This window comes from Psychrobacter raelei (assembly GCF_022631235.3).
GTDB classification, from domain to species: domain Bacteria; phylum Pseudomonadota; class Gammaproteobacteria; order Pseudomonadales; family Moraxellaceae; genus Psychrobacter; species Psychrobacter raelei.
In genome coordinates this window covers 1,621,980-1,634,849 of sequence record NZ_CP093310.2, presented here as the reverse complement: position 1 = coordinate 1,634,849, position 12,870 = coordinate 1,621,980, and the positions used below count along the sequence as shown (strand labels likewise).

Below are 12,870 nucleotides of genomic sequence, written 5' to 3'. Positions count from 1 at the left end.
TGCTGTCTTTATAAGTAAGCTGGGCCATTAACTCAATGAGTCTACACTCAATTTAAGCTTTTTATATAACTGGAGCAAAGCTGAGTAAAAAGCTGTACTTGCGGTGGTAATGTTCTGCCAGCAATGCTAAACATGCCTATCTGACGTTTTACAATAGGGTCAATAAGCGGTATCCATACCAAATGGTTATCGTACTCTGGAAAGGCAAGCTTGGGTAAGGTCGTCACACCGAGCTCATTTCTTAATAATGAGAATAAGGAGGTAATATTGCCCACCTCATATCTAGGCTTGATATTTATCTCATAAGCAGGGGTATGGCTGAGTAACTGACAGGTACCGTTATAAATAAAAGGTTCGCCTAACAGCTCTTGCCACACGACACCCTCTTTAAACTGAGCAAGTCGATGGTTTTTGGTGCAGACCACGCCAATAGGGTCAGCGAGTAACGGCATAAAAGTTACCTCTTGCTCATGGGTGGTGTCTAAATTACCTAGCGCAATATCGACCTCGCCAGCAAGCAAACGGTTGCAAACACCTACCGAGTTGTCATCAACCAAGCTTATCTCTACATCAGGATAACGTCTGGAGTATTCTGCTAAGACGTCAGGCAGCAGTTTGGTGGCTATAGAGGGAACAGTGGCTATTCTTATCTTACCGTATTTTCCTAAAGCAGTAGACTGTAGGTCGGTTTCAAGGCGATGATAAAGCTGCATAAACTGATCGATTTTGGGTGCGCACTCTTTGCCAAAGGGCGTTAAGATCGAGTTATTACCAGGTTCAAATAAGGCTCGTCCTAGGTGAGGTGCCTGATGAGCTACTTGAGCAGCTGCGTGCAAATGTGCCGCTGCAAGAGGCAGGACGTAACTCAAATAAAGTGATTGTTCTGGCACGGGCGAATAAGAGTATGCGCGTGTTTGAGCACATTGTTGACAGGCTTAGCGAGTGGCAATCAGCCAAAGCCTGAAGTGCTAGCACAAGTGGGGTATATTCTAAGAACGACTGCTGTCTATGGCAATGGCAAATTTGGAATCCATGATTTTAAACCATTAGAAAAAACCATCGACTTTGGTCAGTCATTTAGTGCTCAGATGTGTGCCGTCTATTTATTACGCCAGTTCAGCCTAGATTTGGTGGATTTCTTAGCGAAGAATAGAGGCGGGGAGACCGCAGTTGGTTTGCATCCTAAACTACAACGTTATCTAGGTGTGGGCAATGCAACGGGTTTGGGTATGGCGCCTTACCTCATTAACCACCCTTGTATTGTTGATCAGTGGCTAAGCACCAGAGAGCAGGCATTAGCCACTGTATTAGAGGGCAAGATTGAAACGAACAAGTTTGCAACATTAAAACAATACCTTGAGCGAGCTGTAAAACACCTACAGCAAGTTGTTACTATCAATGAGCGACAGCAACAAAAGAATCAAACGGCAGTATCAGAACTTGAAGAGCTGCTTAAGTCTGTTGAGTTGACTGCATCAACTTTATGCATTTGGCGAGAGCTGCTCAAACATTATCAATATATGAGCTATGAGGCGCAGGAGGTCTTAATCGCCTGCTTAATGGCGCTGTATCCTGAAAAAGTAGATGCGTTTGAGTCACTTATGAATGCTGATGAAACCATGGAGGTGCCTTTAGGTAAAAAGGTGGGCGACATTATCCGTATCTTGGAAGCTCGTTATCAGTGGGCAATTCATACCGACTTCACTGATTCTAATAATGCTTACTGGTTTTGGTATCGCTCTGAAAATAAAGAAGAGCCAAGGCTTGGTGTTAGAGGTGTAGAGGAAGGTGTTGAAAAAGAGTTGCCCTTAGATATCGGTAGGCAAGCACGCAATCTTTATTTGGCGATGAAACAGGCTGATGAGTCGCAAAAGCTGTCAGAGTTTGTCTTAAAGCATCCAAAGTATCGCGGTATTATTCGCCGTGTGTGGAATATGGGTAACAAGCCAATGGGTGATATTCAAATGAATGTGCTACATAAGGATGCACTACCTATGAATTTACTGCGCTGTAAATTATCTATATTTGGAGCGACTAAATTTGATCCGCGTTCAGATCGGTGGGTACGCATTACTTTATTCCAAGGCGCGCCTTTATTTGAAGAGGCTCATGAAGCAGAGTGGCTATTTCCTTTGTTGCCGACAGAAGCAGAAATACAGCAAGGAGATGAAATATGATAGTCTCTCATAATGAAATTATAAGCTTGGTGCAAAAGGCTTTTTTGGGCACGCGTAATGAATATGGCGAGGCCGATCTCATTGCCATCATGGTGGCAGAGCTACAGATGGCTGGGCTTGAAGGTATTCGCCAATTTAACAATGCCAGTGATTTTCTGTTCAATGAGCAAGAAGTCGAATTAGATATTATCAATAATCAGATTGTTGATGAAGTGGTATTAGATGAAAATGATGAGAAGTCTAAGTCTTCATTAACTTTGACGTTTGATTTTCATGGCAATAGTATCGCTTATCACCTACCGGCAGTTTTAGACTATGCGTTAGAGCATTTTGCAGATGATAAGCACCATCATATTAAGATTGAGCTAAAAAACTGCCATAATCGCTGGCTGGCTTACGGGGAGTTAGTCAGGCTTGCTGTAAAAGGTATTGCTTGTATGGCACGCTGGGATAATGGAGCAGAACCCAGACATACTTTGTTCATATTAAACTTAGGTAATATTTATCCTGAACTTTACTTCTTTGATGAACAGGTCGATGAGATAGATGGGCCCCAAGACATGATCATTGAGTTGGCTGATAACGACTTTGTCTTAGAGCGCTATGGAAAAAACCACGTGGACTATCTAAGCTCAGAGGAAATCTTAAAGCGCCATCAATCATCTTGGGATACTGGAATTAAAGTTAACTCCGTAGAATGGGGTATTTTGAAAGAAACCGCTAAGCATATGTTAGTAAAGAACAGTGAGCAGTCAATGAGAGGTGCTGGTGGCGTATAATGTGACTACTCTGCTATTATTACTCTATACTCATCAAGTTATAATTCAAAATACAAAAAAGCCCGCTAATCAGCGGGCTTCTCGTTATTAAAAACTAAACTAGGCGTTTATTAAAAGTGCTTAAACAGCCCAGCAAGAGCAACCAAAGGCACCGAAGAAGTCTTTCATGTTAGAGACAGGTGCATTTGATTTCCAAGCCTTGGCATGATTATGGCCATGCAAGTTACAGGCGCTTGAGCAGCCACAAGAGGCGGCCATGGCAGCACTGTTTGGCGCTAAAGAGTTCTTGCCAGCCCCTTCAGGATCACCCCAAGCAGCGTAGCCGCCATACTGATTGACAGGTGACCAATCTGGCATAGCAGGGGGGATTGGTGAGTCGAAGTCTGAGAATTCACCCGCACCATATACCGTCTTACCGCCCACGACTGTTAAATCTGAGGTAAGATAAGGAATTTCATTTTCTGGAATGGCGAAAAAGTCTTTGTTTGGTACGATGAAGTCTGCTAAATAACCTTCTTCAATGCGACCACGTTTGCCTTCTTCATTGGTAAACCAAGCGACTTTTTCTGTCCACATACGTAGCGCTGTTTCACGGTCTAATAGGTTGTCTTGATCATATAGCTGCATACCGCCAACGGTCTGACCACTGATTAACCATGATAGAGAGACCCATGGGTTATAAGAGGCAACACGTGTTGCATCTGTACCTGCCGATACATTGACGCCGCTGTCTAGCATTTGCTTAACAGGTGGGGTGTTAGACGCTGCCGCAGTGCCATAACGCTCAGCGAAGTATTCGCCTTGGTAAGCCATACGATGCTGAACAGCAATACCACCGCCTAACGCTGCGATACGGTCAATGTTTCTCTGAGAGATAGTTTCAGCATGGTCAAAGAACCAGTTTAGACCTTCAAAAGGAATCTCTTCGTTCACCTTTTCATAAACATTAAGGGCACGCTCAATGGTCTCATCGTAAGTAGCATGTAAGCGCCATGGCCATTTGTTTTGAGCCAAAATACGAATCACTTCTTCAAGGTCATGCTCCATATCAGCGGGCATTTCAGGACGTGGCTGACGGAAATCTTCAAAGTCAGCAGCTGAGTACACCAGCATTTCACCTGCGCCATTATGGCGGAAGTAGTCATCACCTTGCTTATAAGTGACCGATGACGTCCAGTTTAAGAAGTCTTCTTTTTCTTCTTTTGGCTTTTGAGTAAATAGGTTGTAGGCCATACGAACAGTCAGCTGACCTTCATCATGAAGCTTTTGAACCACTTCATAATCATCAGGATAGTTCTGCGAGCCACCACCAGCATCAATAATACCAGTCACACCTAAGCGGTTCAGCTCACGCATAAAATGACGCGTAGAATTTAATTGGTATTCAAAGGGTAGCTTTGGACCTTTGGCCAAAGTAGCATAAAGAATTGAAGCATTTGGCTTGGCTAACAGTAGGCCTGTTGGATTGCCATTGGCATCACGTTGAATCTCGCCACCAGGTGGTTCTGGCGTCTCTTTTGTATAACCTACTGCACGTAAAGCAGCCGCATTCAGTAAAGCGCGATCATATAGGTGTAAGATAAATACGGGCGTATCTGGAGCAACGGCGTTGATTTCATCAATGGTAGGAAGGCGCTTTTCAGCAAACTGATTTTCAGTAAAGCCACCAACCACACGTACCCACTGAGGAGAAGGGGTATTTGCCACTTGCTGCTTCAACATCGCCATAGCATCTGCAAGCGTGCGTACACCATCCCAGCGTAGTTCCATGTTGTAATTGAGGCCACCGCGGATGACGTGAGTATGATTATCAAATAAGCCTGGTAGTACACTACGTCCTTTTAGGTTAATCGACTTAGTATTGCTGCCTGCCATTGAAAGAATTTCTGAATCACTACCTACGGCCACAAATTTACCATCTTTAATAGCGACCGCTTCCGCCGTAGGCTGTGAGCGATTTAAAGTGGTTATTTTCCCGTTATGATAGATAATGTCTGGAGTTGTCATATTATTATCCTAATTATAATGAAGTAAAACATTATTCAACAAGGTATGATTGATTACAGTGCAATTTCACAGACTTGTCGACTTCCATGGATGATTACTTATTAGATCTTATCGTCATCGCTTTATTATCGTATATAAGATATCAGTGAGTCGCAACTATTAAGTATTTATTCAATACACAACAACACTAAAGCCATACAATATTTTTTTCGTAATCTACAAAACGACTCGATACCTCTTATATCGCTTAATGTGAGCGCAGTCATAGATTACCTATGTGACATTTCATGCACTAAAGGTTAATCCCTATGATTTGCAATTTAGACAACTCAAATAGTTTAGCTAATCTATAATAATGCTTGGTTAAACTCACAAATACAAATAAGAAAATAAAAGTTATTGAGCCATAGAGACTAGGCTTTATTTACTTGTCTGTATGCTATGAATAGCAAGCAGAGATTACTGCATATTATTTTGAGAGCTATCTTGTTGTACTACTTGCTCAGCAGACGGTGGCGTGTGAAATACGTGCTGCTTAACAAAAGGAATGAGCTGCTCCCCAATCAGCATTCCGAACAGCCCGACCAATGCCCAAGTAGGCGGTGCAGGAGAGCGAACATTGACAACACTATAGATAACACCAACAACAATACCGACAATTAAAGAAGCTAAATAGATTTTCATGAGGGATATACTCGGGTGGGTGAATGCAAAAAAGGACTAACTGAGCTCGATATAACTAGGATTAAGTTAGTTCACAAGCTAAGTTCGCCCTTTTTTATTTAAAAATAAAGGTAACGTTTAATCGTTAATTATTTTTTTGGAGCAGGGTTAGGACCGATGCTACCTTTAGCTGCAACACGCGCAGGCGCTTTATGAACCATAGTGTAGGCATAGTCAACACCCATACCATACGCACCAGAGTGCTCACGTACGATGTCCATTACAGCATCATAAGTTGCTTTGTTAGCCCAGTCACGTTGCCACTCAAGAAGCACTTGCTGCCAAGTTACAGGAACAACGCCTACTTGAAGCATACGCTCCATAGCCCACTGATGTGCTTCTACAGTAGTACCACCAGAAGCGTCAGCTACCATATAGATTTCATAATCAGTATCTTGTAAGCAAGAAAGAGCGAAAGATAGGTTACATACTTCAGTCCATAGGCCTGACACAACAATCTTCTTACGGCCATTTTTAGCATTTTCGGCTAAAGCATCACGAACATTTTGGTCATCCCAAGAGTTCATTGAGCTACGCTCAAGAAGATCGTTATCTGGGAACACTTCTAATAGTTCTGGTAAGGTGTTACCAGAGAAGCTGGCTGTCTCAACAGTAGTAATAGTAGTAGGAATATTGAAAACTTTAGCAGCTTTGGCTAAACCAACAACATTGTTTTTAAGAGTTTGACGGTCGATAGACTGTACGCCAAATGCCATTTGTGGTTGTTGGTCAATAAAGATTACTTGGCAATTTTCTGGCGTTAAAAGTTCTAATAATGCTTTAGATGAAGTAGACATAGTTTTTATTCCTATTTATATGATTAATTAGAATTTAAATGAGTTAATTACAGAGCTGCTAGATAAATGCTTTAGCAATTAACGTGGCTGGGCATCCTGGGTTAGGCTAGTATTCTATTTAATAATATAGCTTAACTAAAAGCAGGTCTTATAACGGATTTATACAATCAGTATTTCTCTGCGTGCTAAGTGCCGTCGAGGGTCATTATATTAGTAGAATTAAATACTGACAAGTCCCGTGTTACAGTTGTTATACACTGTTATAAAAGGGTTTGCAGGCTATTTTTTTGATTTAATTACCGAAGATGTTTAGGGGTTTTTTGTGATTTTTAGGCTATTTTTTTGGGTATTGGTTGTCATTTAGATTAAAATATGCCCCAATATTTTATTTAGTTTTAATAAATAATTTTCTTTTAAAACATCGAAGTTTTAATGGCTTTAAATAAAAATTGGTTTTATTTGTGAGTACATAGTGATCTTGTATTATTTAGATTTTAAATTTAGTTTGTTTATAATTTAATGAACCAATATTAGACTAAATTAAGTAAAAATGAGGTATAAAATAATTAATTTTCGAGATTTTATGCGGTAAATAGAGCTCGAATTTATTTATTAAGAAGCCAATTTGGATAACAAATCTAGGTCTAAATTGACTGATCTGCCAATAAAATCCCAAAATATAATCAGCAAATTACGAAAAAGTGGCGCGATTAATTTCGCTCAGCCCATTTGAGTCGTCTTTATAATAGGTTATTTTGCAACCTTTTTAGAGCTGATTGGTGATAACTTGAGAGAGTCTTACTTAATAGGAGCAAGAGGTGCTTAAATTTGTTCGACACACAAAAAAATGCTTAAGCTTTCAAACAAAGCTTAAGCATTTTTCGATTAAAACGCCAAATATTAAGCGTGTTAGAGGTTACTGGTTTAAAGGCTACTGGTAATGGAAATACAAGTTGTCCTGGGGTACTAAGGTGCCCAGCTGTATTAAATTGTCATCTGTGGGGTACAGACGCCAGTTGTCATTTAAACTGACATTGGCAATGGCAAAGTCGGTATAAATGTTTAGAGCGATAGGAATACAGCCATCGTTTTGTGCTACCGGAGCCGCTGTCATATCCGAGTTGCCGTTATAGTAAGCTTCCATTGAATTGCCGTCATCACTGTCTTCATCGAAGGCGGGGCTTTGATGATTTGGAATGAGATGACTCTGAGCAGGCTTTAGTAAGGGTTGTAGTGAGTCAAGCAACAAGGTGTTTTGGCTGTGAATCTTGATACTTATCTTTTTTACCCAACGTTGACGGCATTCAAGCAGGGTATAAGCATTGTCTAAACGGGCGAATAACCGGCCATCACGGTCTCGAATGCCGCCTTTGATAACAATTACCTCATCGACCTTGAGCTTGTCTTTAATGCGGTTAAAACGCTCAGCATAGCAGCTAACCTCAAGACGGGCTGTGCCATCATCAAGTGTAATGACGCAGCGGTTACCAAAGTTTGCGATGTCCATAATCAAACCGGCAAAAAAAGTACTGCCGTTATAGCCAGTATCTGCCAAGCTATCTAAACGGGCATTTGAGGTATAAACAGCCACCTCTTTGCGGTATTGATCTAGGGGATGACCGGTTAAATAAAGCCCTAGGGTGTCTTTTTCAGCTTTGAGACGGTGCTTGTCTCCCCAAATCAGACCGCTATCTGTAGGCAGTGGCGGTGCGGTGGTGGCATTATCGACTTCACTGAATAAGTCCATCATGCCCATTTCGTTATTTTGACGCTCTTGTTCCGCCGCTTGTACTGCACTTGGCAGCTGTGCCATTAACGCACCGCGAATCTGATGGCGCTCATCTGCTGCTAAATCTGGGCGCTGGGTAATGGCAAAGTCATCAAAGCAGCCAGATTTAATTAACGCCTCTAAGGTGCGCTTGTTTACCTTTTTGATATCTACTCGGCGGCAAAAATCATAAAGATCTGTAAACTTGCCCCCTTGACGACGTGCTTGCACGATAGAATCTACCGCACCTTCACCGACGCCTTTAATGGCACCTAAACCATAGATGATGTTGGTGGGAGTATCGGCCACAAAGTGCCATTCACTTCGATTTACTGAGGGGTTATCGACGCTAAGATCGAAGTTTTCACGGCAATCGTTAATGAAGAACACCACGTTATCGGTGTTGTTCATATCTGAGGTAAGGACTGCTGCCATAAACTCAGCTGGGTAGTAATATTTGAGATAAGCCGTTTGATAGGCAAGTACCCCGTAAGCGGCTGAGTGCGACTTGTTAAAGCCGTAACCGGCGAATTTTTCCATCAAATCAAACACACCGCCAGAGATGACAGGGTCAATACCTTGTGCTGTGGCACCGGTCACAAAAATGTCACGCTGTTTGGCCATCTCTTCAGGTTTCTTTTTACCCATGGCACGGCGCAGCATGTCAGCGCCGCCTAAGCTATAGCCAGCCATGACCTGTGAGATTTGCATTACCTGTTCTTGGTAGACAATAACGCCGTTGGTGTTCTCCAAAATTGGCTCGAGGTTGGGGTGATCGTATACAACCTCTTCACGCCCATGTTTGCGGTCAATATACATCTCTACCATGCCAGCATCCAATGGGCCGGGGCGGTATAACGCACACATGGCGATAACGTCTTCGATGTTGGTCGGTTGCAGCTTGGCCAGGTATTTTTTCATACCCGAGCTCTCTAGCTGGAACACCGCTGTGGTTTTGGCGTCTTGTAGCAGCTTATAGGCATTTGTATCATCAAGCGGTAAGTCTTCAAGCTCTAAAGCGGGTTTGTTTTCGCGGGCACGGCGCTCGTTGATGTTTTTGACAGCGGCATTGATAACCGTTAGGTTGCGTAGACCTAAGAAGTCGAACTTAACTAGGCCGACAGACTCTACGTCATCTTTGTCGAATTGGCTAACCCGGTGACCTTCTTCATCACAATAAATCGCACTAAAGTCGGTGATTTTGTTCGGGGCGATTAGTACCCCACCGGCATGCTTACCGACGTTACGAGTGATGCCCTCAAGCTTAATGGCCATCTCCCAGATTTCATTGGCATCTTCATAGTCCATGTTGTCCGGATTAGACAGCAAATCCTTAAGCTGAGGCTCCTCGAGTAGGGCGTCTTTTAAAGAGATACCGGGCGTCTTTGGAATAAGCTTGGAGATTTTATCAGCCAAGCCATAAGATTTACTTTGGACACGAGCCACGTCTCGCACCACAGCTTTAGCCGCCATGGTACCAAAGGTGATAATCTGCGACACCGCTTCACGGCCATACTGACTGGCCACGTATTCAATGACGCGGTCACGCCCTTCAATACAAAAGTCGATATCGAAGTCAGGCATGGACACACGCTCGGGGTTTAAGAAGCGCTCAAACAGCAGATCATAATGCAGCGGATCAAGGTCGGTGATGTTCAAGGCGTAGGCCACTAACGAGCCGGCGCCCGAACCACGCCCTGGACCGACAGGCACGCCATTGGCCTTGGCCCAGCGAATAAAGTCCATAACGATTAAGAAGTAGCCCGGAAATCCCATCTCCAAGATAATATTAAGCTCATGGTTTAAGCGCTCATCATAGGGTCTGCGAATCTCAGGCCACGTCTCATCACGCTCGCTTACTGGATATAACTTATCCAAACGTGCCTCCAGCCCGCGCTGCGACTCAGCTCTGAAGAAAGACTCAATGGTCTCACCTTCTGGTACTGGAAATTCAGGCAATACGTTTATGCCCAGTGTCAAAGTAACGTTACAGCGCTGCGCTAGAATGACCGTGTTTTGAACCACCTGAGGGATATCGGAAAATAGCTCAGTCATCTGGGCTTGAGTCTTTAGATACTGTTCACTTGAGTAGTCGTGTGGCCTATTGGGATCAGCCAATACATGGGAGGAGGCAATACACACTCGAGCTTCGTGAGCATCAAAGTCCTCTTCTTCCAAAAAGCGCACGTCATTATGGGCCACTGTGGCAATACCATGACGCTGACCTGCCAAAATGGCCTGTTCAATAAAAGTATCTTCCAAAGCCCGTTTGGTGCGCTTTATCGCAAAATACAGGCGATCACCAAATACTGCTTGATACTCGCTAATCAATTGATGTCCGCGCTCTGGGTTTGCGCCTAATAAAGCTTGGCCCACATCAGATTTTTCGGTGAATAGTACAATAACCCCTGCGCTGTTATCTAGCAAATGCGCTTTATTGACAATAGGTGTTCCTCGGTTATCAGGATTCATGCGGCCATCAGTGAAGCCTAGCGAGACAATACGGGTAATGCTTTGATAACCCTCGTTATTCATGGCAAGCAAGGTTAAACGAGTATGTTCATCATCAAGAATAATCTCAGCACCAATAATGGGCTTTATCGCCGCATCTAGGCAGGCACGATAGAATTTAACAGTGGCATACAAATTCGATAAATCTGTCAATGCCAGTGCCATCTGTCCATCAGCAGCGGCCGCTTTGACCATAGGTTTGATACGGATAATAGAGTCCGTAATAGAAAATTCGCTGTGAATACCAAGATGTACAAACGCCATAAATGACCTGATTAGCTGATTAAAATAGAGATGATGTGGCGAAGCTACGCTATATAGCGTATAGCGCTCAAAAGAAGTGGCTTGTTTATACCAAGTAAACCAATAAACAAGAGGATAACTATAGCATTTTTAAGCATATTGAGCCATAGCTAGGCGCAGTGTTACACTCTTATATTACTAACAGATTTTGCTGTTTTTATGATGACCATTTATTGTATACCCTCCAATCAAGGACCCTATTATGCATATTTCTGCCAATTTCGATGCCGGTAATATTGAGGTTTTAAATGCCGACAATCCTAAAAATATTGAACTGGCTATTCGTCCAGATGTTGGCGATGAGTTTTTTCAGTGGTTTAATTTTCGTCTGACCGGTGACATCGGTGATCAATATGTGCTCAATATTGTCAATGCTGGCGAGTCCTCGTATGTCGAGGGCTGGGAGGATTATCAAGCCGTCGCTTCTTATGACCGTCAATATTGGTTCCGCTTACCGACGTCTTATAAAGAGGGCAAACTGACCATTGATGTTGAGCTTGAGTGTGAAGGTATCCAAATTGCCTATTTTGCCCCCTATAGTTATGAGCGTCATCAAGACTTATTGGCAGCGGTTCAGACTCATCCTTTGGTCACTTTAGAGCATCTGGGTGAGACCCTTGATAAACGGGATTTAACCTTGGTCAAAGTCAGTAGTGATGATGATAATGAGGCGTCAAATGAAAAGCGTAATATATGGATTATCGCTCGCCAGCATCCGGGTGAGACCATGGCTGAGTGGCTGATGGAAGGTCTGCTTTATAGCTTGTTAGACAGTGACAACACCACTGGCAGACGTTTGCTTGACAAGGCCAACTTCTATATCGTACCAAACATGAACCCAGATGGCAGTGTGCGTGGACACCTGCGCACCAATGCGGTAGGCACGAATTTAAACCGTGAGTGGGAGAGCCCAAGTCTGGAGAAAAGCCCTGAGGTGTACCATGTACTTAACAAAATGGATAAGACCGGCGTAGATCTATTTTATGATGTGCATGGCGATGAAGCACTGCCTTACGTCTTCTTAGCAGGCTCGCAAGGGACACCAAGCTATAGTGAGCGATTGGCAAATCTTCGTGATAAATTCTCTGAGGTGTTGACCCTTGCCAGTGCTGACTTCCAAACTGAGTTTGGCTATGAAATTGATGCGCCGGGTGAAGCCAATATGACAGTGGCCACCAATGCAGTCGCTGAGCGTTTTGATTGCTTAGCCAATACGCTTGAGATGCCGTTTAAAGACAATGCCAATTCACCAGATGAGCTGGTCGGCTGGTCACCTGAGCGCTCAATTAAACTGGGTGAGGCGTCATTAGTCGCTATGCTTGCTGTGGTGGATGAGCTGCGTTAGTTTATTATCCTAAGTTGTTCATGAAATATTCAAGCCTTCTAAGCTTAGCTTGGAAGGCTTTTTTTATCGTAAGTCGCTATAAAATCCTGCTGTTTTGAATATTTCATGGGAATGACACAGAATTTTGAAGAGGGCGTTCAAAACTCTGTGTTAACTAAATTAAAGACGCATCATCTTGCCTATATCTCTTAATTCAGGCAATAGCGCCATGTAATTTTTCTTATAATTTTCTGTAGTTTTATTACCTACAATGCTTTTTTAATTAATTCTATATAGTTTTTATAATGTTTTTTTTAAGTAATGTTATTTTTCTAAATAGTTTCAATTCTTTTAAAGTATAAGATATATGTTTAATTTTTCTTATGAATGCTAATAAAATATTGTAATCATAGATTATTTTAGTATTATACAATTATATAACTAAAAGTAGAGCCAATATTTAGGTTGCCTTCAACTTTAA

Annotated in this window: 9 protein-coding genes; 4 read left to right on the top strand and 5 right to left on the bottom strand. The window is 42.7% G+C overall.

Annotated features, from left to right (window positions below; genetic code table 11):
• Window positions 1-47: 47 nt before the first annotated feature.
• Window positions 48-713: a LysR substrate-binding domain-containing protein gene (locus MN210_RS06970; protein ID WP_338411930.1), complete on the bottom strand. Its 666-nt coding sequence runs from the start codon at window positions 711-713 to the stop codon at window positions 48-50.
• Between the two features lie 89 nt (window positions 714-802).
• Between MN210_RS06970 and MN210_RS06965 the strand changes: the two genes are divergently transcribed.
• The 3 genes from MN210_RS06965 to MN210_RS06955 are packed head-to-tail and all read left to right on the top strand — an operon-like array spanning window position 803 to window position 2,956.
• Window positions 803-964, top strand: a complete 162-nt coding sequence (locus MN210_RS06965) for a hypothetical protein (protein WP_241878009.1) — start codon at window positions 803-805, stop codon at window positions 962-964.
• Window positions 915-2,177: a hypothetical protein gene (locus MN210_RS06960; RefSeq protein WP_338411929.1), complete on the top strand. Its 1,263-nt coding sequence runs from the start codon at window positions 915-917 to the stop codon at window positions 2,175-2,177. The genes MN210_RS06965 and MN210_RS06960 overlap by 50 nt, the downstream gene beginning before the upstream one ends.
• Window positions 2,174-2,956, top strand: coding sequence for a DUF3726 domain-containing protein (locus MN210_RS06955; protein WP_338411928.1), 783 nt, complete (start codon window positions 2,174-2,176; stop codon window positions 2,954-2,956). Before MN210_RS06960 ends, MN210_RS06955 begins: the two co-directional genes overlap by 4 nt.
• Before the next feature lie 120 nt (window positions 2,957-3,076).
• On the opposite strand, the gene MN210_RS06950 is transcribed toward MN210_RS06955, so the two are convergent.
• The 4 genes from MN210_RS06950 to dnaE form a co-directional block, all read right to left on the bottom strand.
• Window positions 3,077-4,963: an amidohydrolase gene (locus tag MN210_RS06950; RefSeq protein ID WP_338411927.1), complete on the bottom strand. Its 1,887-nt coding sequence runs from the start codon at window positions 4,961-4,963 to the stop codon at window positions 3,077-3,079.
• A gap of 459 nt (window positions 4,964-5,422) precedes the next feature.
• Entirely contained in the window at window positions 5,423-5,647 is a 225-nt protein-coding gene (locus tag MN210_RS06945; protein WP_255016271.1) for a DUF1427 family protein, read from the bottom strand.
• 128 nt (window positions 5,648-5,775) lie between these two features.
• Window positions 5,776-6,483 carry a hydrolase gene (locus MN210_RS06940; RefSeq protein WP_011960486.1) on the bottom strand — a complete coding sequence of 236 codons (708 nt, stop codon included), beginning with the start codon at window positions 6,481-6,483 and terminating at the stop codon, window positions 5,776-5,778.
• 931 nt (window positions 6,484-7,414) lie between these two features.
• Window positions 7,415-11,026 (bottom strand): DNA polymerase III subunit alpha, encoded by a 3,612-nt coding sequence (gene dnaE, locus MN210_RS06935; RefSeq protein ID WP_338411926.1) that lies wholly within the window; start codon window positions 11,024-11,026, stop codon window positions 7,415-7,417.
• 241 nt (window positions 11,027-11,267) lie between these two features.
• Between dnaE and MN210_RS06930 the strand changes: the two genes are divergently transcribed.
• The gene (locus tag MN210_RS06930; RefSeq protein ID WP_338411925.1) at window positions 11,268-12,410 is read left to right on the top strand and encodes a M14 family metallopeptidase; all 1,143 of its coding nucleotides are present in this window, start codon (window positions 11,268-11,270) and stop codon (window positions 12,408-12,410) included.
• The last annotated feature ends 460 nt before the right edge of the window (window positions 12,411-12,870 follow it).